Origin of the sequence: Pantoea sp. BL1 (assembly GCF_000963985.1) — a bacterium.
Taxonomy (GTDB): Bacteria; Pseudomonadota; Gammaproteobacteria; order Enterobacterales; family Enterobacteriaceae; genus Pantoea; species Pantoea rwandensis_B.
Map to the genome: position 1 here is coordinate 106,820 of NZ_JZRH01000021.1, position 20,728 is coordinate 127,547.

26 protein-coding genes are annotated in these 20,728 nt (G+C 54.2%); 16 read left to right on the top strand and 10 right to left on the bottom strand.

The annotated features are described in order from the left end of the window. Positions 1-15: 15 nt before the first annotated feature. Genes VH86_RS12145 through VH86_RS12165 form a run of 5 tightly spaced genes read left to right on the top strand, consistent with a single transcriptional unit; the run spans position 16 to position 4,870 of the window. Positions 16-1,197, top strand: coding sequence for an isochorismate synthase (locus tag VH86_RS12145; RefSeq protein WP_045833015.1), 1,182 nt, complete (start codon positions 16-18; stop codon positions 1,195-1,197). Positions 1,198-1,207: 10 nt separating this feature from the next. Next, the gene (locus VH86_RS12150; protein WP_045815879.1) at positions 1,208-2,824 is read left to right on the top strand and encodes a (2,3-dihydroxybenzoyl)adenylate synthase; all 1,617 of its coding nucleotides are present in this window, start codon (positions 1,208-1,210) and stop codon (positions 2,822-2,824) included. 18 nt (positions 2,825-2,842) lie between these two features. After that, on the top strand, positions 2,843-3,697 hold the full coding sequence (locus VH86_RS12155; RefSeq protein WP_045833016.1) for an isochorismatase family protein: 855 nt from the start codon (positions 2,843-2,845) through the stop codon (positions 3,695-3,697). Next, positions 3,694-4,452: a 2,3-dihydro-2,3-dihydroxybenzoate dehydrogenase gene (dhbA, locus tag VH86_RS12160; protein ID WP_045833017.1), complete on the top strand. Its 759-nt coding sequence runs from the start codon at positions 3,694-3,696 to the stop codon at positions 4,450-4,452. The genes VH86_RS12155 and dhbA overlap by 4 nt, the downstream gene beginning before the upstream one ends. Position 4,453: 1 nt before the next feature. Beyond that, the gene (locus VH86_RS12165; protein ID WP_045815877.1) at positions 4,454-4,870 is read left to right on the top strand and encodes a hotdog fold thioesterase; all 417 of its coding nucleotides are present in this window, start codon (positions 4,454-4,456) and stop codon (positions 4,868-4,870) included. 142 nt (positions 4,871-5,012) lie between these two features. On the opposite strand, the gene cgtA is transcribed toward VH86_RS12165, so the two are convergent. The 3 genes from cgtA to rplU form a co-directional block, all read right to left on the bottom strand. Next, a complete protein-coding gene (gene cgtA / locus VH86_RS12170) occupies positions 5,013-6,188 on the bottom strand; it encodes an Obg family GTPase CgtA (RefSeq protein WP_034826592.1) in 1,176 nt (391 codons plus the stop codon). Between the two features lie 249 nt (positions 6,189-6,437). Further along, the gene (gene rpmA, locus VH86_RS12175) at positions 6,438-6,695 is read right to left on the bottom strand and encodes a 50S ribosomal protein L27 (RefSeq protein WP_003851093.1); all 258 of its coding nucleotides are present in this window, start codon (positions 6,693-6,695) and stop codon (positions 6,438-6,440) included. Positions 6,696-6,710: 15 nt separating this feature from the next. Then, positions 6,711-7,022 carry a 50S ribosomal protein L21 gene (rplU, locus tag VH86_RS12180; RefSeq protein WP_034826596.1) on the bottom strand — a complete coding sequence of 104 codons (312 nt, stop codon included), beginning with the start codon at positions 7,020-7,022 and terminating at the stop codon, positions 6,711-6,713. Positions 7,023-7,276: 254 nt separating this feature from the next. Between rplU and ispB the strand changes: the two genes are divergently transcribed. Both ispB and VH86_RS12190 read left to right on the top strand, forming a co-directional pair. Then, on the top strand, positions 7,277-8,248 hold the full coding sequence (gene ispB / locus VH86_RS12185; protein WP_038649473.1) for an octaprenyl diphosphate synthase: 972 nt from the start codon (positions 7,277-7,279) through the stop codon (positions 8,246-8,248). Between the two features lie 272 nt (positions 8,249-8,520). Next, positions 8,521-8,802: a helix-turn-helix transcriptional regulator gene (locus tag VH86_RS12190; protein ID WP_045815875.1), complete on the top strand. Its 282-nt coding sequence runs from the start codon at positions 8,521-8,523 to the stop codon at positions 8,800-8,802. A 65-nt stretch (positions 8,803-8,867) separates the two neighbouring features. Here VH86_RS12190 and murA read toward each other — a convergent pair whose 3' ends face one another. The 7 genes from murA to mlaF all read right to left on the bottom strand — a co-directional run bounded on the left by murA (position 8,868) and on the right by mlaF (position 13,645). Further along, positions 8,868-10,127 carry a UDP-N-acetylglucosamine 1-carboxyvinyltransferase gene (murA, locus tag VH86_RS12195; RefSeq protein ID WP_034826598.1) on the bottom strand — a complete coding sequence of 420 codons (1,260 nt, stop codon included), beginning with the start codon at positions 10,125-10,127 and terminating at the stop codon, positions 8,868-8,870. A 44-nt stretch (positions 10,128-10,171) separates the two neighbouring features. Next, complete coding sequence (gene ibaG / locus VH86_RS12200) at positions 10,172-10,429, bottom strand: BolA family iron metabolism protein IbaG (RefSeq protein WP_021184251.1); 258 nt, start codon at positions 10,427-10,429, stop codon at positions 10,172-10,174. Positions 10,430-10,543: 114 nt separating this feature from the next. After that, entirely contained in the window at positions 10,544-10,849 is a 306-nt protein-coding gene (gene mlaB, locus VH86_RS12205) for a lipid asymmetry maintenance protein MlaB (protein ID WP_038649484.1), read from the bottom strand. Between the two features lie 2 nt (positions 10,850-10,851). After that, the gene (gene mlaC / locus VH86_RS12210; protein WP_045833018.1) at positions 10,852-11,481 is read right to left on the bottom strand and encodes a phospholipid-binding protein MlaC; all 630 of its coding nucleotides are present in this window, start codon (positions 11,479-11,481) and stop codon (positions 10,852-10,854) included. A 14-nt stretch (positions 11,482-11,495) separates the two neighbouring features. Next, positions 11,496-12,038, bottom strand: a complete 543-nt coding sequence (gene mlaD / locus VH86_RS12215; protein ID WP_034826604.1) for an outer membrane lipid asymmetry maintenance protein MlaD — start codon at positions 12,036-12,038, stop codon at positions 11,496-11,498. A 4-nt stretch (positions 12,039-12,042) separates the two neighbouring features. Next, positions 12,043-12,825, bottom strand: coding sequence for a lipid asymmetry maintenance ABC transporter permease subunit MlaE (gene mlaE / locus VH86_RS12220; RefSeq protein WP_034826606.1), 783 nt, complete (start codon positions 12,823-12,825; stop codon positions 12,043-12,045). Positions 12,826-12,829: 4 nt separating this feature from the next. Next, entirely contained in the window at positions 12,830-13,645 is an 816-nt protein-coding gene (mlaF, locus tag VH86_RS12225) for a phospholipid ABC transporter ATP-binding protein MlaF (RefSeq protein ID WP_038649487.1), read from the bottom strand. A gap of 227 nt (positions 13,646-13,872) precedes the next feature. On the opposite strand from mlaF, the gene VH86_RS12230 reads away from it, so the two are divergent. From VH86_RS12230 to ptsN, 9 genes are all read left to right on the top strand, one after another. Next, complete coding sequence (locus tag VH86_RS12230) at positions 13,873-14,856, top strand: calcium/sodium antiporter (RefSeq protein ID WP_034826610.1); 984 nt, start codon at positions 13,873-13,875, stop codon at positions 14,854-14,856. A 13-nt stretch (positions 14,857-14,869) separates the two neighbouring features. After that, positions 14,870-15,850 carry an arabinose-5-phosphate isomerase KdsD gene (gene kdsD, locus VH86_RS12235; protein ID WP_034826612.1) on the top strand — a complete coding sequence of 327 codons (981 nt, stop codon included), beginning with the start codon at positions 14,870-14,872 and terminating at the stop codon, positions 15,848-15,850. 13 nt (positions 15,851-15,863) lie between these two features. Continuing rightward, the gene (kdsC, locus tag VH86_RS12240; RefSeq protein WP_034826614.1) at positions 15,864-16,430 is read left to right on the top strand and encodes a 3-deoxy-manno-octulosonate-8-phosphatase KdsC; all 567 of its coding nucleotides are present in this window, start codon (positions 15,864-15,866) and stop codon (positions 16,428-16,430) included. After that, complete coding sequence (gene lptC, locus VH86_RS12245) at positions 16,427-17,005, top strand: LPS export ABC transporter periplasmic protein LptC (protein ID WP_034826617.1); 579 nt, start codon at positions 16,427-16,429, stop codon at positions 17,003-17,005. Before kdsC ends, lptC begins: the two co-directional genes overlap by 4 nt. Then, positions 16,974-17,528 carry a lipopolysaccharide ABC transporter substrate-binding protein LptA gene (gene lptA, locus VH86_RS12250; protein WP_034826619.1) on the top strand — a complete coding sequence of 185 codons (555 nt, stop codon included), beginning with the start codon at positions 16,974-16,976 and terminating at the stop codon, positions 17,526-17,528. Before lptC ends, lptA begins: the two co-directional genes overlap by 32 nt. Positions 17,529-17,533: 5 nt before the next feature. Further along, positions 17,534-18,259, top strand: coding sequence for an LPS export ABC transporter ATP-binding protein (lptB, locus tag VH86_RS12255; protein ID WP_034826621.1), 726 nt, complete (start codon positions 17,534-17,536; stop codon positions 18,257-18,259). Between the two features lie 48 nt (positions 18,260-18,307). After that, positions 18,308-19,741, top strand: coding sequence for an RNA polymerase factor sigma-54 (gene rpoN, locus VH86_RS12260; RefSeq protein ID WP_045815874.1), 1,434 nt, complete (start codon positions 18,308-18,310; stop codon positions 19,739-19,741). A gap of 21 nt (positions 19,742-19,762) precedes the next feature. Beyond that, positions 19,763-20,050 (top strand): ribosome hibernation promoting factor, encoded by a 288-nt coding sequence (gene hpf / locus VH86_RS12265; protein WP_034826627.1) that lies wholly within the window; start codon positions 19,763-19,765, stop codon positions 20,048-20,050. Positions 20,051-20,212: 162 nt separating this feature from the next. Next, positions 20,213-20,695, top strand: a complete 483-nt coding sequence (gene ptsN, locus VH86_RS12270) for a PTS IIA-like nitrogen regulatory protein PtsN (protein ID WP_176505766.1) — start codon at positions 20,213-20,215, stop codon at positions 20,693-20,695. Positions 20,696-20,728 lie beyond the last annotated feature (33 nt).

A 20,728-nucleotide genomic window follows, 5' to 3' on the forward strand; every position in this document is an offset into this window, starting at 1 on the left:
TTATAGGTGAAAATTATGGTGGAATCATCCATGTTTGAAAATGCCTTATTAGAGGATTTTTCTGCGTTATGCCGTGGGTTCCTCTTTACCTCGCCGTGGCGAAGCCTCGCGACTCAAGGCTGCTATACCACGATAACCACCTCTGTGGCAGACGCTGCATCATTGCAGGGTGATTTTCAACTTCAGCTGCATCAACATTTTGCGGCGGCAAAACAACAAGGCATAGAGAATCCGATCCTGGTGGGTGCGATTCCGTTTGACGTGAGTCAGCCTGCGGCCCTGTTTATCCCTGAGACGTATCAAACTTTTCATCGTGCCGACCTACAGAATGCGCTGCCTGCGGCTGCCAGTGAACTGCCGCAGGTACGTCGTCGCGTGGCGGTGCCGGATCACGATGTCTTTACCCAAATGGTGGCCGATGCGGTGACAGCAACGCAACGTGGTGACCTCGATAAAGTAGTGCTGTCGCGCCTGATGGATATTGTTACCGAGCAGCCAGTGGATACCGCGGCGCTGATGCAACGCGTGATTGCACAGAATCCGAATAGCTATCACTTCCATCTGCCGCTGCCACAAGGTGGTGCACTGGTTGGGGCCAGCCCGGAACTGATGCTGCGTAAGCAGGGCCGCGATTTTAGCTCGTGCCCGCTGGCGGGCTCAGCACGTCGTGATCACCACGATAGCCAACAGGATCAGGCAGCGGGCAATACGCTGATGGACTCCAGCAAAGATCGTCATGAACACCAGCTGGTCACGGATGCGATGCGCGATACGCTGCAACCGCGCAGTCGCCTGCTGTCGGTGCCGACAGTACCGTCGTTAATCACCACGGCAACCTTATGGCACCTCGCGACCCAAATCGATGGTGAGGTGCAGGATGATCGTGAGAACGCCTTGTCGCTGGCCTGCCTGCTACATCCGACCCCCGCATTAAGCGGCTTCCCACACCAGCGTGCTCAGCAGCTGATTCAGCAGTTGGAGCCTTTTGATCGTCAGCTGTTTGGCGGCATTGTGGGATGGTGTGACAGTGAAGGAAACGGTGAATGGGTGGTGACGATTCGTTGTGGCACCGTGCACGGTGCACGCGTGCGACTGTTTGCGGGCGCAGGCATCGTTGCCGATTCCCAACCTGAATCAGAATGGCGCGAAACCGGCGTGAAGCTGGATACCATGTTGCGCGCTTTTGGACTGCAATAAAGGAAAGAGCATGAGTATTCCCTATACCCGCTGGCCTGAAGATTTGGCTGCGCGCTATCGCGAAAAAGGCTATTGGCTCGATGTGCCAATGACCGATATCCTGGCGCGCCATCAAGAGAATGATGCCATCGCGGTCATCGACGGCGATCGTCAAATCAGCTATCGCGAGCTGAATCAACTAACCGATAACCTCGCGGCGGCCCTGCAGCGCCGTGGCCTGCAACAGGGTGATACTGCGTTAGTGCAGCTAGGCAACGTGGCGGAATTTTACGTCACGGTCTTTGCGCTGTTTAAGCTGGGCGTGGCATCCGTCTTCGCGCTGTATAGCCATCAGCGCACGGAGCTGACCGCCTACGCCACGCAGATTGAGCCTAAGCTGTTAATTGCCGATCGCCGTCACGCACTGTTTGCCGACGACACCTTTATTGGTGCGCTCTGTGCGGCACAGCCCTCTCTGCAGCAGGTGATTCTGTGCAATGACGGTGATAAAGAAAACACCCTCGAAGCTTTGATGGCGGAAGCGGCAGGCGATTACCAGCCAACGCCAACTGCTGCCGATGAAGTGGCGTTTTTCCAGCTCTCCGGTGGCAGCACCGGTACGCCGAAGCTGATCCCACGCACGCATAATGATTACTATTACAGTATTCGCGCCAGTGATGAGATCTGCGAAGTCACGGCTGACACGCGCTATCTGATCGCCCTGCCCGCACCGCATAACTTCGCCATGAGCTCACCGGGTTCACTCGGTGTGTTTTATGCCGGGGGCCAGGTGATTCTTGCCGCTGACCCAAGCGCCACGCTCTGCTTCCCGCTGATTGAGAAGCACCAGGTCACCGATACCGGCCTGGTGCCGCCCGCAGTGAGCCTGTGGCTGCAGGCGATTCAGGAATGGGGCAGCAATAAGCAGCTGGCTTCGCTGCAGCGTATTCAAGTGGGTGGCGCAAAGTTGGGCGAAACGCTGGCGGCACGCATCCAGAGCGAAATTGGCTGCCAATTACAGCAGGTGTTTGGCATGGCCGAAGGTCTGGTGAACTACACCCGCTTTGGCGATGACGAGAAAATCGTGCTGACCACACAGGGCCGACCGATTTCTGAAGATGACGAAGTGTGGGTGGCCGACGAACAGGGTAATCCGCTGCCGCACGGCACGGTAGGCCGCCTGATGACACGCGGTCCGTACACCTTCCGTGGTTACTATAAAAGCCCGGAGCACAACGCGGCCAGCTTCGATGCTAATGGTTTTTACTGTTCTGGCGATCTGATTGAGATCAACCCGCAGGGTTACATCACCGTGCAGGGCCGAGAGAAAGATCAGATCAACCGGGGTGGCGAGAAGATCGCCGCAGAAGAGATCGAGAATCTGCTGCAGCGCCATCCGGACGTGATCCACGCTGCGCTCGTGTCGATGAATGATGAACTGATGGGCGAAAAGAGTTGCGCCTTTATCGTTGCCAGCCAGCCGATCAAAGCGGTAGCACTGCGTCGCCATCTGCGCGATCTCGGTGTCGCCGAATTTAAATTACCCGATCGTATTACCTGCGTAGATGCCCTGCCGCTGACCCCGGTTGGCAAGGTGGATAAAAAACGTTTACGCCAACAGCTTGCTGACCAACAAGCGCAAGCCTGACCTGTTCCGGAGATAATAATGGCTATTCCAAAACTAAATTCTTACGCGCTGCCTGCCGCCACTGAACTGCCGACCAATAAAGTGAAATGGAGCGTAGAGCCACAGCGTGCTGCCCTGCTGATCCATGATATGCAGGCTTATTTCCTGAGTTTCTGGGGCGAGAACAGTCCGCTGATCGATCAGGTTGTGGAGAACATTGCCCGCCTGCGCGCCTACTGCAAAGCGCAAGGCATTCCGGTGTTCTACACCGCGCAGCCCAACGAACAGAGCGATGCCGATCGCGCTCTGCTTAACGACATGTGGGGACCGGGCCTGAATAAGCATCCGGATCAACAGAAGATCGTGGATGCACTGGCGCCAGATCAGGACGATCAGGTGTTGACCAAATGGCGTTACAGCGCCTTTGTGCGTTCGCCGCTGGAATCGATCCTGCAAGAGATGGGCCGTGATCAGCTGATCATCACCGGCGTTTATGCCCATATTGGCTGTCTGACCACCGCCACTGACGCCTTTATGCGTAATATCCAGCCGTTTATGGTGGCAGATGCGCTGGCCGATTTTAGCCGTGAAGAGCACATGATGGCGCTGACTTACACTGCTGGCCGTAGTGGCAAAGTGGTGATGACCGCCGATCTCATGCCGCTGCCGCTAAGCAAAGATGATCTGCGTGCGCTGATTCTGCCGCTGCTGGAAGACGACGATGTGCCGGAAGATGATGAGAATCTGATCGACTACGGTCTGGATTCCGTGCGCGTGATGGCGCTGGCAGCGCGCTGGCGCCAGGTGCACAACGATATCGATTTCGTTAGCCTGGCGAAAAATCCTAGCATTGATGGCTGGTGGGCTCTGCTGTCACGGACGCCTGCCAAATGAGTGCCTCTTTCGACTTTAACGGAAAATTCGTCTGGGTAACCGGTGCGGGCAAAGGCATTGGTTACCACACGGCGCTGGCCTTCCATCATGCCGGCGCACAGGTGATCGGCTTCGATCTGCGTTTTGATCAGCCCGACTACCCGTTTGCCACGCAGGTTTTGGATGTGGCGAATGCGGCGGAGGTGAAAGAAGTTTGTCAGCGCCTGCTGGCTGAGCAGCCTCGTCTGGATGTGCTGGTCAACGGCGCCGGGATCCTGCGCGTCGGCAGCACCGAAGCACTCGCATTCGAAGACTGGCAGGCGTGTCTGGCGGTGAACGCTGGCGGCGCCTTCAATATGTTCCAGCAGACGCTGCCGGTGTTCCGCCAGCAGCGCGCAGGAGCGATTGTCACCATCGCCTCCAACGCCGCGCATGCGCCACGCCTGGGGATGTCCGCTTATGGCGCTTCCAAAGCGGCATTGCGTAGCCTATGCCTGACCGTCGGTCTGGAAATGGCACCGTTTGGCGTGCGCTGCAACATCGTTTCACCGGGTTCAACCGATACCGACATGCAACGTAGTCTGTGGCACACGCCGGAAGCAGAGCAGGAGATGATCAACGGCTTCCCGGATCAGTATAAGCTGGGGATCCCACTGCGTAAGATCGCGAAACCGCAAGAGATCGTGAACAACGTCCTGTTCCTGGCCTCGGATCTTGCCAGCCACGTAGTACTGCAGGATATTGTGGTCGACGGTGGCGCAACGCTGGGATCCTGATATGGCAATCTGGAAACGATCGGTTGATCTGGCAACCTTAAATACCCTGGGTGATAACTCGCTGGTGTCGCACATCGGCATCGTGTTCACGGTGATTGGCGACGATTACCTTGAGGCCACTATGCCAGTGGACACCCGCACGCAGCAGCCGTTTGGCCTGCTGCACGGCGGTGCGTCAGTGGTGCTGGCGGAATCGATGGGATCGATTGCCGGTTATCTGAGTGTGGAAGAAGGCAAAAGTGTGGTGGGGATTGAGGTCAGTGCCAGCCACCATCGCGCGGTGAGCAGCGGTGAAGTCCGCGGCATCTGCCGTCCTTTGCACCTTGGCGCACGCAACCAGAGTTGGGAAATAGAGATTCGCAATGGACGCGATCAACTGTGCTGCACATCGCGATTGACGGTGGCGGTGCTGGGGTAATTTTCCGCGACGGCCCCCTTTATTCCAGGGGTAAGAAAAATCGCGCCGGATTGCTGAACACGATGCCCTTTCATCGGGAGATGAAAATGGGCACGCAGCAGCCATAAAAAAAGCGGCCAATTGGCCGCTTTCTCTTTGGCGATTAACGCTGGTAAATGATTTCGACGCCTTCGTCGTCCTCTTCATCCCAGTCGTCATCCCAATCATCATCTTCTTCCACTTCCTGAGCGGTTTCCATGGCTTCGCGGTGATAGTCATCCCACATGAAGGCCACTTTCTCCGGCTCTTTCGCTTCTTCTTCCGCTTCTTTCGGGTTCTCGATGATGAAGGTCATCACGTCCCAGCAAAGATCTTTCACGCCATCATGGCTGGCCGCAGAAATCAGATAGTACTTGTCTTCCCAGCCCAATGCTTCCACAACCGCTTTAGCGCGGCTTTCCGCTTCTTCACGGTCCAGCAGGTCACATTTGTTAAACACCAGCCAGCGTGGCTTCTGGAACAGCTTCTCGCTGTATTTTTCCAGTTCACCCAGGATGATGCGGGCGTTCTCGACCGGATCGGATTCATCGATCGGCGCAAGGTCAATCAGGTGCAACAGTACACGACAACGCTCAAGGTGCTTCAGGAAGCGAATGCCCAGACCGGCACCATCCGCTGCGCCTTCAATCAGGCCCGGGATATCCGCGACGACGAAGCTCTTTTCGTTGTCCATGCGCACCACGCCGAGGCTTGGCACCAAAGTGGTAAATGGATAATCCGCCACTTTCGGTTTAGCCGCAGACACGGAGCGAATAAAGGTCGATTTACCGGCATTTGGCAGGCCAAGCATACCGACATCAGCCAGCAGCATCAGCTCCAGCTGCAGGTCGCGTTTCTCGCCCGGCGTACCCATGGTCTTCTGACGTGGGGAACGGTTAACGGAGGATTTAAAACGCGTATTGCCCAAACCGTGCCAGCCGCCTTTTGCGACCATCAGCTTCTGCTCGTGGCGCGTCATGTCACCCAGCGTTTCGCCAGTCCCCTGGTCAATCACGCGAGTACCAACAGGCACCTTGATAATGATGTCTTTGCCGCGTTTACCGGTGCAATCACGGCTCTGGCCATTTTGACCACGTTCGGCGCGGAAAGATTTCTCGAAGCGATAATCGATCAGGGTATTCAGGTTTTCATCCGCCAGCAGGTAGACATCACCGCCGTCACCGCCGTCGCCGCCGTCCGGGCCACCGCGTGGAATGTATTTCTCGCGGCGGAAGCTTACGCAACCATTACCGCCATCGCCTGCGACCGCAAGGATCGTCGCTTCATCTACAAACTTCATTTTATTTCTCCGTCACGCTATCGTTCGCGGCGACTAAAGCACAGCAAACGGGTCCGCCAGGGTCTTCTGCGCTGACCGGCGGCGGATAATACAAGACTGGCAATGCCAGGAGTACATAAATTGTACAGCAAACTGCGCGTTTTGGTCAGAGGGAATCCCGCAACCTGCGGCAGAATGTAAAAAGCCCCGCAAAGCTGCGGGGCCTTCAATTCGTGTGTTCAGACGTTAACCGTCTGCGTCACAACAACCTTACTCAGCAACGATGCTGATGTACTTACGGTTGTTAGGACCTTTAACTTCGAATTGTACTTTACCGTCTGCGGTAGCAAACAGGGTGTGGTCACGACCACAACCTACATTGGTACCTGCGTGGAATTTGGTGCCACGCTGACGAACGATGATGCTACCTGCCAGAACAGATTCACCACCGAAACGCTTAACACCCAGACGTTTTGCATTGGAGTCGCGACCGTTACGAGTCGAGCCACCAGCCTTTTTATGTGCCATTTGTCAGATCTCCTCTTACGCGCCGATCACAGTGATTTTCACATCAGTGAACCACTGACGGTGACCAGCTTGCTTACGGTAGTGTTTACGACGACGAAACTTAACAATCTTAACTTTCTCGCCACGACCGTGAGCAACAACTTCTGCCTTGATCACACCGCCTGATACCAGTGGCGCGCCGATTTGCACGTCTTCGCCATTTGCAATCATCAGAACCTGGTCGAACTCAATGGTTTCGCCGGTTGCGATGTCCAGCTTTTCCAAGCGAACGGTCTGACCTTCGCTTACTCGGTGTTGTTTACCACCACTTTGGAAAACCGCGTACATATAAAACTCCGCTTCTGCGCATGCCTTTCTATTCATCAGGCGGCGCGATAAATATTCACAATAGGGCGCGAATTCTACGCAAATCTCCAGCAGAAGACAAGTGCACTTTGCACTCTCTTGCAGAAAAAAAGCGCAGGACGAATGCAAACGTTTCTCAGCCCGATTTTTCAAGTACAATCAGTAACAGATTACCTGAACTCACGCTGGGTAAAAGCGCTTACCATGCAAAATACGAGTCAAAGCTGAACAGACGAATGAACTTAGAACAGATTAATGAATTAACCGCGCAGGACATGGCGGCCGTCAACCAGACCATCCTCGACCAGCTGAATTCAGATGTCTCACTGATTAATCAGTTGGGTTATTACATCATCAGCGGCGGAGGCAAACGTATCCGGCCTATGATCGCGGTGCTCTCGGCACGTGCGCTGAACTATCAGGGATCGCTGCATGTCACCAATGCGGCGCTGATCGAATTTATCCACACGGCAACTCTGCTGCACGATGATGTGGTGGATGAATCCGATATGCGCCGTGGCAAAGCCACTGCCAATGCCGCGTTCGGCAATGCTGCCAGTGTGCTAGTGGGGGATTTCATCTACACCCGCGCGTTTCAGATGATGACCAGCATGGGATCCTTAAAGATCCTCGCGCTGATGTCCGAAGCAGTAAACGTGATTGCGGAAGGTGAAGTGCTGCAGCTGATGAACTGCAACGATCCCGATATCACTGAAGAGAGCTACATGCGCGTCATCTACAGTAAGACCGCGCGCCTGTTTGAAGCAGCTTCTCAAGCCTCCGCGATTCTGGCTGAAGCCACGCCGGCGCAGGAAAAAGCGCTGCAGGATTATGGTCGCTATCTGGGTACCGCTTTCCAGTTAATTGACGATTTGCTGGATTACAGTGCGGATGGCGAAACCCTGGGTAAAAATACCGGTGATGACCTGAGCGAAGGCAAGCCGACGCTGCCGCTGCTGCATGCCATGCACAACGGTACGCCAGAGCAAGCTCAGATGATCCGCAAAGCAATCGAAGAAGGTAACGGTCGCCATCTGCTGGAACCGGTACTGGATGCCATGCAACAAACTGGCTCGCTGGAATGGACGCGCAAACGCGCTGAAGAAGAGGCGGATAAAGCCATTGCTGCCCTGCAGGCCCTGCCAGAAACACCGTGGCGGAGCGCACTCGAAGCATTGGCCCATATGTCAGTGCAGCGTGATTTCTGATTGTCATTACGGGGCAGCCTGGCCCCGTTTTCTTTCCTGCCTCACCCGTTTTCTCCCCCTGCTTTACTTCCCAGCCCTTCACCTGACTGCCCATTACATTCCTTGCAGCGCTTTTGCGAAAGAGAGCTCAGTTTAATGCGAGGCCAAAACAATTACTGGAAGCTTATGGAAATTATTTGCTATAAGGTTTTTGTTTTTTCCTAATATCTCTGCATTGGATACGCTCGCTGCGGCAGAGACAACGCAATAACATGGACAAGGAGCAGGACGTTATGAAAGCAAGGAAACAGGATTGGCATCCCGCAGATGTGATTGCAGCACTGCGTAAAAAAGGCACTTCAATGGCTGAATTGTCACGCAATTCGGGGCTGAACTCGTCCACACTCTCCAACGCACTTTCCCGCCCCTGGCCCAAAGGAGAGTGGTTGATCGCTGAAGCGATCGGTGTTCATCCCGCCGAGATCTGGCCAACTCGCTATTATGATCCTATTACATCGCGCTTGCTGGATCGCAAAAAACGTATTCGATCCCCCAGGGTTCGTCAGGAGATCTGAGAACTTTGGCATAAAAAAACCAGCCACGCTGCCGTGACTGGTTTTCTTCGCGTGCGAGATCTGTGTTATTCGCCGCTGACGCGCTCGATATTGGCACCCATGGCCTTCAGTTTATCTTCGATGTGCTCATAGCCACGGTCGATATGATAAATACGGTCCACAATGGTAGTGCCTTCCGCGATGCAACCGGCCAGTACCAGGCTCGCAGAAGCGCGCAGGTCGGTTGCCATCACTTGTGCACCCGACAGCGCCTCAACACCGTGGCAAATCGCAGTGTTGCTTTCGATTTCCGCGTGACCGCCCATACGAATCAGCTCAGGGATGTGCATGAAACGGTTTTCGAAGATGGTTTCGGTGATCACGCCAGTGCCTTCCGCCACCATGTTCAGCAAGGTGAACTGTGCCTGCATGTCGGTTGGGAAACCTGGGTGTGGTGCAGTACGGACGTTAACCGCCTTAGGGCGCTTACCGTGCATATCGAGGCTGATCCAGTCTTCACCGGTTTCAATCTCGGCACCCGCATCACGCAGTTTTGCGAGTACCGCATCCAGCGTATCGGGCTGGGCTTTATGGCACACCACTTTACCGCGGGAAATCGCAGCAGCGACCAGGAAGGTACCGGTTTCGATACGATCCGGCAGAACGCGATACACACCGCCACCCAGACGTTCTACGCCCTCGATGGTGATTTTATCTGTGCCTGCACCGCTGATTTTTGCGCCCAGCGTGTTGAGGAAGTTTGCCGTATCGACAATTTCCGGCTCACGAGCGGCGTTTTCAATAATGGTCGTGCCAGTGGCAAGCGTTGCCGCACTCATGATGGTCACGGTCGCGCCAACGCTGACTTTGTCCATGACGATATGCGCGCCTTTCAGGCGGCCATTAACGGAAGCTTTGACGTAACCTTCTTCCAGTTTAATTTCCGCACCCAGTTGCTCAAGGCCAGTGATGTGCAGATCAACCGGACGTGCACCAATAGCACAGCCACCTGGCAATGAAACCTGACCCTGACCAAAACGCGCCACCAGCGGACCCAGTGCCCAAATCGAGGCACGCATGGTTTTCACCAGATCATACGGCGCGCTGAAGACATTAACTTCGCGAGCATCAACGTGAACCGAACCATTACGCTCAACGCGCGCACCCAGCAAATTCAGCAGCTTCATGGTGGTATCGATATCACGCAGCTTCGGCACGTTCTGAATTTCAACCGGCTCTTCTGCCAGCAGCGCAGCAAACAGAATTGGCAGCGCAGCATTCTTCGCCCCGGAAATGGTCACTTCACCACTTAAACGGGTGGGGCCTTGCACACGAAATTTGTCCATTAACGGCTCTCAATTATCTATCAACAAATCAACCGGCGAGATACTTAGAAACCGTTGAGTTTACGGTCGCGCGCCCACTCGGCTGGGGTATAAGTTTTAATGGAAACCGCATGAATACGGTTATCCGCAATGTATTCCATCAGCGGCGCATATACAGCCTGCTGTTTTTTCACACGGCTCAGTTCACCGAACATCTCACCCACCGCGATCACCTGAAAATGACTGCCGTCGTTGCTGAGAACATGTACTTCATCTAATGGCAGCGCCTGCATCAGCACGGCCTGAACTTCACTATTTTCCATCGCTCTTTGCTTCACTTAATAATAATAAGGCGGATATCTTAGAGGAAAGCGCCTGACTCTTAAATACGCAAAAGCCCCTGAATAAATCAGGGGCTTTTGGCGATGACAACGTAATCAGGCGATTTTTTCCGCAGAAACAATAATCTGCTGTAGGTTATACAGCGCAATTAATGACTGAAGTTTGTCGTTGATACCGGTGAAAACTGGCGTGCTACCTTGTGCTCGCGCGATTTCGCGAAGATGGACTAACAAAGCCAGCCCCGCTGAATCCACGCGCTCCAGCGCCGCGACATCAATGGTCGCGACATCCACCATGGCGGTTTCACGGTCATGCCACAATGACAGCAGGGTATCGCGATCCAACATGCCGCTTAAAGATAGCGTGCTGGCATTGCGCTGCCAGCGTAACGGTTCGCTCATGCTTACTGTTTATCCAGAGTGATAGGCTGTGCTGCGTAGGTTTTCAACTGCGCGGTCAGACCATCAATGCCCTTGGTACGCAGCAAATCACTCCACTCATTTTGTTTGGTGGTGATCATACTGATGCCTTCAGCCACCATATCATAGGCCTGCCAGTTGCCGGTCTGGCTGTTCTTGCGCCACTGGAAATCAAGACGCACAGGCGGACGGCCGTTCGGATCCAAAATAGTCACGCGAATCGCCACGATATTCGCATCGCCAATCGGCTGCGGTTGCTGAATCTGGTAGGTTTGGCCATGGTACAGCGCCAGCGCCTGGCCATAAGCCTGCGCCAGATAATCGCCAAATGCGGCAAAGTAAGCGTCGCGTTGCGCGGGCGTTGCTTCACGATAATAGCGGCCCAGCACCAGCGCACCCGCGTACTTGATCTGTACATACGGCAGCAACTCCTGACGCACTACCTCACGCAGATAGTTAGGATCCTGCTTGATTTTAGGTTGCTCGTTTTTCAAGCGGGTGAAGGTCTTCGCCGCCGCTTCATTCATCAGTTTATAAGGATCGCTCTGATCCGCTGCATTGGCCGCCAGCGGCACAAGCGCCAGCATGGCAATCATCAGGAAACGTTTAAACATCGTGTTTTACCTCTCTATTCCGTTGTAGCAGGTGCTGCCGGAGCAGGCGCACTCTCGGTGCCCTGCTTTTGATTATCGTTTTTGTTATCGCCGCTCTTGTAGAGGAACTGGCCGATCAAATCTTCCAGCACCATCGCGGATTTGGTGTCACGCAACGTGCCGCCATCTTTCAGCATAGCCGAACCCAGTTCTGGATCATCAAAGCCTAAATTCAGTGCGAGGAACTGTTCACCCAGCAGACCTTGCGTGCGAATAGCCAGCGAGCTGGTGTCCGGGATTTTGTCGGCATATTGATCGCTGATGTCCATGGTGACACGCGGCGACAGCGTTTTATCATCCAGCGAAATATCCGTGACACGACCAATCACCACACCACCAATCTTCACCGGTGAGCTGACTTTTAGGCCGCCAATATTATCGAAAGTGGCATACAGCTTCCATGTCGGTTCGGTGCCAAGTGACTTGAGATCGGCCACGCGCAGGCTGAGGAATAACAGTGCCAACAGTGCTGCCAGCATGAAGACGCCAACCCAGATTTCGTTTTTCTTGCTTTGCATTGCATCAATTCCCAAACATCAGTGCTGTCAGCACAAAGTCCAAACCGAGTACCGCCAGTGAAGCATGCACTACGGTACGCGTTGTCGCCCGACTAATCCCTTCCGAGGTCGGGATGGCATCATAGCCATTGAACAGCGCAATCCAGGTTACCGTCACGGCAAAGACTGCGCTTTTAATGATGCAGTTGATGACATCGGTGCGGAAATCCACGGCATTTTGCATCGCTGACCAGAAGAAGCCAGGATCGATGCCTTTCCAGCCCACGCCCACCAACGCCCCTCCGGCAATACCGACTGCCGTAAAGATTAATGCTAGCAGCGGCATGCTGATAAACCCTGCCCAGAAGCGCGGCGAAACCACGCGACGCAGCGGATCAACGGCCATCATTTCCATACTGGAAAGCTGTTCGGTGGCTTTCATCAAACCAATCTCTGCCGTCAGGGCTGAACCCGCACGTCCTGCAAACAGCAATGCCGTGACCACGGGGCCCAGTTCACGTAGCAGCGATAAGGCCACCAGCATGCCGAGACTGGTTTCAGCGCTGTAGGTCGTCAGCACCAGATAACCCTGCAGGCCCAGCACCATACCAATGAATAAACCCGAGACCACGATGATCAGCAGCGACAGCACACCCACGCTGTACAGCTGTTTTACCAGCAGTGGCGCGTGGCGGCGGAAAGCGGGTTTACCCACCAGCGCATGAAACAGCATCAAGCCTGCACGGCCAAACGCCGCGCAAGTATTAATTCCCTGACGTCCAAGTGACGCCAGCGCCTTTAGCAACATCAGTTTACGTTCTCCCTGCACGAGTCAGATCGCTGAGGTAATCCCCGGCAGCGAAGCGGAATGGCACAGGACCGTCCGCATGACCCTCAATAAACTGGCGCACGCGCGGATCGGGATTTTCCCGCAACTCCGGCGCGCTGCCCTGGGCAATAATCTTTTGACCGGCAACAATATAGGCATGGTCAGCAATGCTCAAGACCTCTGGCACATCGTGTGAAACCACAATGCAGGTCACACCTAACGAGTGGTTCAATTCATCGATCAATTTCACCAGCACGCCCATGGTAATCGGATCCTGGCCGACAAAGGGCTCATCGAACATGATCAGGTCCGGCTCCAGCGCAATTGCGCGCGCCAGTGCGGCACGGCGCGCCATGCCACCAGAGAGCTCGGCCGGCATCAGTTTGGCTGCACCGCGCAGGCCGACTGCTTCCAGCTTCATCATCACCGTGCTGTGCAGCAATTCCGGCGGTAATTGTGTGTGCTCACGCAATGGCCAGGCAACGTTATCAAAGACGTTAAGATCGGTAAAAAGTGCACCCGACTGGAACAACATGCTCATTTTTTTTCGCACTTCATACAATTTAGTGCGGGAAAGCGTCGGGATATTCTGGTCACGGAACCAGATTTCCCCATTATCCGGTTGCAACTGACCACCAATCAGGCGCAGCAGCGTGGTTTTTCCAATCCCGGATGGCCCCATAATAGCGGTCACTTTACCCGCTGGCACGGTAAGCGAAATGTCATCAAAGATGACGCGGTCTCCGCGAGTGAAGCTGACGCCACGAACCTCAACCAGATTCGTTTTTTGCTGGATCATCGTTACCTCTTTATGCGGATCGGGCGTAATCAAAGTCGTGGATGGTAGCCTGGTAGACCACAATGCACGATAGTTTTACAGAAACTTACCCGTCAGGTGTGGCGAAAACGGCCTTAAAATTTACTTTTGCCTCTCAGACAGTCAAAATCAGCGCCTGTTTCCGCGCGCGCAATGTATTTACCTGTCGGACAAGGTTTGCCGACACACCTATCCATCAAGGATTTTTCATGTTCGTAGCCACTGCCCTGCTGTTTATTGGATTGATTTTACTGGCTTACGGTGCTGACCGTCTGGTTTTCAGTGCCGCGATCCTGTGTCGATCCTTCGGCATTCCTCCGCTGATCATCGGCATGACAGTGGTAAGCATTGGCACATCGTTACCCGAACTGATCGTTTCTTTTTCTGCAGCGCAGCATGGGCAAATGGATTTAGCTGTAGGGACGGCGCTGGGCTCAAACATTACCAATATTCTGCTGATCCTCGGCGGTGCCGCACTTTTGCACCCATTGACAGTGCACTCCAATCTGATTCGGCGCGAACTCCCCCTGATGCTGCTGGTCTCACTGCTGAGTGGCATCATGTTGTTTGATAATCACCTTAGTCGACTTGATGGCATCGCGCTGCTGCTGATTGCGTTAGGTTATCTGCTGATCGCCATTCGCATCGCCCGCCGCGCAGAGCGGGATAACAATGACACGTTAACGCGCGAACAATTGGCTGAACTGCCGCGCGATGAAGCTGGCAATACCGTGGCCTTTCTGTGGCTGGCGGTGGCGCTGATTATTCTGCCGATGTCGACGCGGATGGTGATCGATAATGCCACCGTGTTTGCCGACTATTTTGGTGTCAGCGAGCTGGTCATGGGTCTGACGTTGATTGCCGTGGGCACCAGCCTGCCTGAACTGGCTACCGTACTGGCGGGTGCATTGAAAGGTGAAGACGATATCGCTATCGGTAACCTGATTGGCGCTAATATCTTTAATCTGGCCATTGTGCTGGGCCTGCCCGCGCTGGTGCACCCCGGCAGCGTTGATGCACACGCTTTTGCACGAGATTACTGGGTGATGTTAGGTGTCAGCGTGCTGTTCGCCCTACTCTGCCTGTTACGCAAACGCCGGATTGGCCGCGTAGCGGGCTCTCTTTTGTTATCGGGATTTATTGCGTGGGTTCTGTGGCTGTGGCTCAGCCCTGCGCTCATCACAAGTTATTAAGGACGGACTGACCATGTCACATCAGCAACCGGTTTTTGATTACCAACAGGCAGGTAAAGCGGTACTGCGCATCGAACGCGAAGGGCTGGAGCAGCTCGATCAGTATATTAATGCCGACTTTAGCCGCGCCTGCGAAATGATCATTGCCTGCCGTGGAAAAGTGGTGGTGATGGGCATGGGCAAATCCGGTCATATTGGTGCAAAAATGGCAGCGACTTTCGCCAGCACCGGCACGTCTTCGTTCTTTGTTCATCCTGGTGAAGCCAGCCATGGTGACCTCGGTATGGTGACAGCTAACGACGTGGTGATCGCTATTTCTAATAGTGGCGAGTCGAACGAAATTCTGGCCCTCATCCCGGTCCTCAAGCGACAGAAAGTGCCGTTGATTTGCCTCACCAGTCGTCCGGAGAGTGCCATGGGGCGTGCCGCTGACGTGCATTTATGCGTGAAGGTTCCACAGGAAGCGTGCCCGCTCGGTCTGGCACCGACCTCCAGTACTACCGCCACGCTGGTGATGGGCGATGCGCTGGCGGTTGCCCTGCTGGAAGCACGCGGCTTTACGCAGGAAGACTTTGCGCTCTCGCATCCCGGTGGCGCACTGGGCCGCAAGTTGTTGCTGCACGTGAGCGATATTATGCACAGTGGTGACGAGATCCCACACGTCAGCCGCGATGCGTCGCTGCGGGATGCGCTGCTGGAAATTACGCGCAAAAACCTCGGCCTGACGGTGATTGTTGACGACCTGATGAAAATCGAAGGCATTTTCACTGATGGCGACTTACGCCGCATCTTCGATATGGGGATCGATTTCCAGTCAGCCAGCATTCAGGATGTGATGACGCGCGGCGGTATTCGCGTGCGCCCGAATATGCTGGCTGTCGACGCACTGAATCTGATGCAAAACAAAAACATCACTGCGGTGTTGGTCGCCGATGACGATCGTCTGCTCGGTGTGGTACATATGCATGACATGCTGCGCGCGGGCGTAGTTTGAACAGGAACAAAGAATGAGTGTTGAAACCACGATGATCGATACCTGCTATGGCCCGGTGAGTGCCGATGTAATGGCTCGGGCGGCGCGGATTCGCCTGCTGATTTGCGATGTCGACGGTGTGATGTCTGACGGCGTGATTTACATGGGCAACAACGGCGAAGAATTGAAGGCCTTTAACGTCCGTGACGGCTATGGTATTCGCTGCCTGCTGACCTCTGATATCGAAGTGGCTATTATTACTGGCCGCAAAGCGAAGCTGCTGGAAGATCGTTGCCAGACGCTCGGCATTACGCATCTTTATCAGGGACAATCAGATAAGCTTTTGGCGTGGCGTGAACTCCTGGATAAACTGTCATTATCTGCTGAGCAAGTGGCTTACATCGGCGATGATTTGATCGACTGGCCAGTGATGGCGGAGGCCGGTTTGAGTGTGGCCGTCGCCGATGCCCACCCCGTGTTATTACCTCGTGCACACTACGTCACCCGCATTGCCGGTGGCCGGGGTGCGGTACGTGAACTCTGCGATCTGATTTTGATGGCGCAGAACAAATTTGAGGATGCCAAAGGGCAATCAGTATGAGTAAGAGCAGGCGTTGGATAACGCTGATTTTGGCCTTGATCGCCCTGGTGCTGATCGGCTGGAATCTCACCAACCAGGACGATAGCGAAGCGCCGGTGGCGACCAATAGCCAGGAGCCAACCTATACCAGCGAGAAGTCCCATTCTGTGGTGTACAACCCCACGGGCGCGCTGGCGTACAAACTGATCTCGGATAAAGTGACTTACTTTGCGGCAGATGAGGTGAGCTGGTTCGATAATCCGGTTGCAACCACGTATGATGAAAATAAAGTGCCCACCTGGACAATACGTGCCGATAAGGCAAAGCTGACCAAAGATCGTATGCTTTATCTATATGGTCACGTCGAAGTGAATACCCTGACCCAGGATTCTCAACTTGAGCGCATTATTACCGATACGGCTCAGGTTAATCTGGTCACCCAGGATGTGACATCTGACGATCAAGTCACCCTATTTGGCCGCAGTTTTAATTCCACTGGCATGAAGATGCGCGGCAATTTACGAACCAAGAATGCCCAGCTGCTTGAAAAGGTCAAAACTTCCTATGAAATCCAAAATGAACAAAAACAGCCTTAAGTTGTTGTTGGTGAGCGCCTTACTGGCGACCAGCCTGCCCGCGCTGGCCCTGACGGGCGATTCTGACAAGCCCGTTAATATTGATTCGGTGAATCAGGCGCTGGATCTGCAAGGCAACGTGGCGACCTTTACCGGCAATGTCATCGTGACTCAGGGTTCAATCAAAATCACCGCTGACAAGGTGGTGGTCACACGTCCAGGTGGCGACAGTAAAAAAACTATCGTGGATGCCTACGGCGCTCCCGCCACCTTCTACCAGATGCAGGATAACGGCAAACCCGTTCAGGGCCACGCCTCAAAACTGCATTATGAGCTGGCGAACGATTTCGTTGAACTGACGGGCAATGCCTTCATTCAGCAGCTGGACAGCAACATCAAAGGCGATCGCATCACTTACCTGGTGAAAGAGCAGAAAATGCAGGCGTTTAGCCAGGGCGAAAGCAAACGCGTCACCACCGTACTGGTGCCGTCGCAGTTGCAGGACAAAAACGGCTCGTCCACGAGCCCTAAAAAGAGTAACTGATCGCTATGGCCACATTAGTCGCTGAAAACCTGGCGAAAGCCTATAAAGGCCGCCGCGTGGTGGAAGATGTCAGCCTGCAGGTAAAATCTGGCGAGATTGTCGGCCTGCTAGGTCCAAACGGTGCCGGCAAGACCACCACATTCTATATGGTTGTCGGGATTGTGCCGCGTGATGCAGGCCGCATCGTGATCGATGACGAAGATATCAGTATTCTGCCGCTGCATGCGCGGGCGCGCCGTGGTATTGGCTATCTGCCGCAGGAAGCGTCAATCTTCCGCCGTCTAAGCGTGTTCGACAATTTGATGGCAGTGTTGCAAATCCGCGATGATTTAACGGAAGAGCAGCGTCAGGATCGTGCCAATGAATTGATGGAAGAGTTCCACATTGAGCATCTGCGTGACAGCATGGGCCAGGCGCTTTCCGGTGGTGAACGCCGCCGTGTTGAAATCGCTCGCGCTCTGGCAGCCAACCCCAAATTTATCCTGCTGGATGAACCTTTTGCCGGTGTTGACCCGATCTCAGTCATCGATATCAAAAAAATCATCGAACACCTACGCGACAGCGGTCTTGGCGTGTTGATCACCGATCACAACGTGCGTGAAACGCTTGCGGTGTGCGAACGTGCTTACATCGTGAGCCAGGGACATCTGATCGCGCATGGCACGCCTGATGAAATTCTTGCAGATGAGCAGGTTAAACGGGTTTATTTGGGCGAAGAGTTCAGACTCTGATAAGGTGTCGTTATTCACGACATTTGCTTAGGAAATTCAAGCAGAATTATGAAGCAAGGTTTGCAACTCAGGCTCAGCCAACAGCTGGCGATGACCCCACAGTTGCAGCAGGCCATTCGTCTGCTGCAACTCTCTACGCTTGAACTCCAGCAGGAACTGCAACTGGCGCTGGAAAGCAATCCGCTGCTTGAGCAAACCGATCTGCATGAAGAAGTCGATTCACGTGAGCATCAGGAGAGCGACTCGTTAGACACCCGTGAAGCCCTCGAACAGAAAGAGATGCCCGAGGAGCTTCCACTCGACGCCACCTGGGATGAAATCTACACCGCGGGCACGCCTTCTGGCACGGGTACCGATTACCAGGATGATGAGCTGCCGGTTTATCAAGGCGAAACCACCCAGTCACTGCAGGACTACCTGATGTGGCAAGTGGAGCTCACGCCGTTTACGGATACCGACCGCGCGATTGCCACTTCAATTGTCGACGCCATTGATGACACGGGCTATCTCACCGTTTCCGTCCAGGACATCTGCGACAGCATTGGTGATGAAGAGCTGACGCTGGAAGAGGTTGAAGCGGTGCTGAAGCGTGTTCAGCGCTTTGATCCTGTCGGTGTCGGTGCTCGTGATCTACGTGACTGCTTACTGGTGCAACTTTCACAATACGCTGCCGATGCGCCAATGCTGGCAGAAGCGCGGTTGATCGTCAGTGAACATCTGGATCTGCTGGCCAACCACGATTTTCGCAGCCTGATGCGTGTCACACGCCTCAAGGAAGACGTGCTGAAAGACGCGATGCTGCTGATTCAGTCACTCGATCCCCGTCCCGGCCAATCGATCAACACCAGCGAACCCGAGTATGTGATTCCTGATGTTCTGGTGCGTAAAACCAGTAAGCGCTGGACGGTTGAACTGAATTCAGACAGTTTGCCGCGCCTGAAGATCAATCAACATTACGCCGCGATGGGCGGCTCCGCGCGTAACGACAGCGACAGCCAATTCATTCGCAGTAATTTGCAGGAAGCCAAATGGCTGATTAAAAGCCTCGAAAGCCGCAACGACACACTGCTCAAAGTGACGCGTTGTATTGTCGAGCAGCAGCAGGCGTTCTTTGAACAGGGCGAGGAATACATGCGGCCGATGGTGCTGGCAGATATCGCCCAGGCCGTGGACATGCATGAATCCACCATTTCCCGTGTGACCACGCAAAAGTACCTGCACAGCCCGCGTGGCATCTTTGAATTAAAATATTTTTTCTCCAGCCATGTGAATACCGAAGGCGGTGGCGAAGCCTCTTCCACGGCGATCCGTGCACTGGTGAAGAAATTGATCTCCGCGGAAAATCCCGCAAAACCCTTGAGCGACAGCAAACTCACCTCCATGTTATCCGATCAGGGCATCATGGTGGCGCGACGTACGGTTGCTAAATATCGCGAGTCTTTATCTATACCGCCATCAAACCAGCGCAAGCAGTTGGTTTGACCGAACGAAGAAGGAAGACCTATGCAGCTAAACCTGACCGGACTGAATGTTGAAATCACTGAACCGCTGCGCGAATTTGTAAATAGCAAATTTGCCAAACTGGAACACTACTTTGATCGTATCAATCAGGTTTATATTGTTCTGAAAGTGGAGAAGGTGACGCAGATTGCGGAAGCAACACTGCACGTCAACGGCGGAGAGCTGCACGCCACAGGGGAAGCGGAAGACATGTACGCGGCCATCGACGGGTTAATCGACAAGCTTTCCCGTCAGCTGACCAAACACAAAGACAAACTGAAAAAACACTAACCTTCATGCTTGCAGAGTGCTGACCGATTCGGCACTCAGAGCGCAAATGGGGCGGGTTAACCGCCCCGTTTTGTCATCTGCGCAAGCGCCAACGGGAGACTCGCCATTGTGCTATGAATGGCGTTAACCTTGCGGCTATGTGAACTCGCAAGTGAAACGATGATGAACAACGATCTGACACTGGAATTGAGCTCGGTCCTCTCACTGGACTGTACCCGTAGCGGCGTACACTGCCAGAGTAAAAAACGCGCGCTGGAAATTATCAGCGAGTTGGCAGCAAAGCAGCTCAATCTGCCGCACCAGACACTATTTGAAGCCATTCTGACCCGTGAACGTATGGGCAGTACGGGCATTGGCAACGGTATCGCCATTCCGCATGGCAAGCTGGAAGAGGATACGCTGCGCGCCGTTGGTGTGTTTATCAGCCTCGACCAACCGATCGCCTTTGACGCCGTGGACAATCAGCCGGTTGATCTGCTGTTTGCTCTGCTGGTGCCTGCAGACCAGTGCAAAACCCATTTGCATACGCTGTCGCTGGTCGCTAAACGTCTGGCGGACAAAACCGTCTGCCGCCGTTTGCGTGCGGCACAGAGTGATGAAGAACTCTATGCCATTATCACAGAAGCTCAGGAAGAACACTCTTAAGCGACAGACACATTTACCGACCTATTCGTCGGT

What these genes read in the sequence shown, in the direction of transcription:
- kdsD (WP_034826612.1), top strand. Translation starts at nt 14,870, where the DNA reads ATGTCACATCAGCAACCGGTTTTTGATTACCAACAGGCAGGTAAAGCG.
- ibaG (WP_021184251.1), bottom strand. Translation starts at nt 10,429, where the DNA reads ATGGAAAATAGTGAAGTTCAGGCCGTGCTGATGCAGGCGCTGCCATTA.
- cgtA (WP_034826592.1), bottom strand. Translation starts at nt 6,188, where the DNA reads ATGAAGTTTGTAGATGAAGCGACGATCCTTGCGGTCGCAGGCGATGGC.
- rpmA (WP_003851093.1), bottom strand. Translation starts at nt 6,695, where the DNA reads ATGGCACATAAAAAGGCTGGTGGCTCGACTCGTAACGGTCGCGACTCC.
- lptB (WP_034826621.1), top strand. Translation starts at nt 17,534, where the DNA reads ATGGCCACATTAGTCGCTGAAAACCTGGCGAAAGCCTATAAAGGCCGC.
- ptsN (WP_176505766.1), top strand. Translation starts at nt 20,213, where the DNA reads ATGAACAACGATCTGACACTGGAATTGAGCTCGGTCCTCTCACTGGAC.
- rpoN (WP_045815874.1), top strand. Translation starts at nt 18,308, where the DNA reads ATGAAGCAAGGTTTGCAACTCAGGCTCAGCCAACAGCTGGCGATGACC.
- hpf (WP_034826627.1), top strand. Translation starts at nt 19,763, where the DNA reads ATGCAGCTAAACCTGACCGGACTGAATGTTGAAATCACTGAACCGCTG.
- dhbA (WP_045833017.1), top strand. Translation starts at nt 3,694, where the DNA reads ATGAGTGCCTCTTTCGACTTTAACGGAAAATTCGTCTGGGTAACCGGT.
- mlaC (WP_045833018.1), bottom strand. Translation starts at nt 11,481, where the DNA reads ATGTTTAAACGTTTCCTGATGATTGCCATGCTGGCGCTTGTGCCGCTG.
- lptA (WP_034826619.1), top strand. Translation starts at nt 16,974, where the DNA reads ATGAAATCCAAAATGAACAAAAACAGCCTTAAGTTGTTGTTGGTGAGC.
- VH86_RS12155 (WP_045833016.1), top strand. Translation starts at nt 2,843, where the DNA reads ATGGCTATTCCAAAACTAAATTCTTACGCGCTGCCTGCCGCCACTGAA.
- VH86_RS12165 (WP_045815877.1), top strand. Translation starts at nt 4,454, where the DNA reads ATGGCAATCTGGAAACGATCGGTTGATCTGGCAACCTTAAATACCCTG.
- VH86_RS12145 (WP_045833015.1), top strand. Translation starts at nt 16, where the DNA reads ATGGTGGAATCATCCATGTTTGAAAATGCCTTATTAGAGGATTTTTCT.
- lptC (WP_034826617.1), top strand. Translation starts at nt 16,427, where the DNA reads ATGAGTAAGAGCAGGCGTTGGATAACGCTGATTTTGGCCTTGATCGCC.
- VH86_RS12190 (WP_045815875.1), top strand. Translation starts at nt 8,521, where the DNA reads ATGAAAGCAAGGAAACAGGATTGGCATCCCGCAGATGTGATTGCAGCA.
- murA (WP_034826598.1), bottom strand. Translation starts at nt 10,127, where the DNA reads ATGGACAAATTTCGTGTGCAAGGCCCCACCCGTTTAAGTGGTGAAGTG.
- rplU (WP_034826596.1), bottom strand. Translation starts at nt 7,022, where the DNA reads ATGTACGCGGTTTTCCAAAGTGGTGGTAAACAACACCGAGTAAGCGAA.
- mlaB (WP_038649484.1), bottom strand. Translation starts at nt 10,849, where the DNA reads ATGAGCGAACCGTTACGCTGGCAGCGCAATGCCAGCACGCTATCTTTA.
- mlaE (WP_034826606.1), bottom strand. Translation starts at nt 12,825, where the DNA reads ATGTTGCTAAAGGCGCTGGCGTCACTTGGACGTCAGGGAATTAATACT.
- kdsC (WP_034826614.1), top strand. Translation starts at nt 15,864, where the DNA reads ATGAGTGTTGAAACCACGATGATCGATACCTGCTATGGCCCGGTGAGT.
- mlaD (WP_034826604.1), bottom strand. Translation starts at nt 12,038, where the DNA reads ATGCAAAGCAAGAAAAACGAAATCTGGGTTGGCGTCTTCATGCTGGCA.
- ispB (WP_038649473.1), top strand. Translation starts at nt 7,277, where the DNA reads ATGAACTTAGAACAGATTAATGAATTAACCGCGCAGGACATGGCGGCC.
- mlaF (WP_038649487.1), bottom strand. Translation starts at nt 13,645, where the DNA reads ATGATCCAGCAAAAAACGAATCTGGTTGAGGTTCGTGGCGTCAGCTTC.
- VH86_RS12230 (WP_034826610.1), top strand. Translation starts at nt 13,873, where the DNA reads ATGTTCGTAGCCACTGCCCTGCTGTTTATTGGATTGATTTTACTGGCT.
- VH86_RS12150 (WP_045815879.1), top strand. Translation starts at nt 1,208, where the DNA reads ATGAGTATTCCCTATACCCGCTGGCCTGAAGATTTGGCTGCGCGCTAT.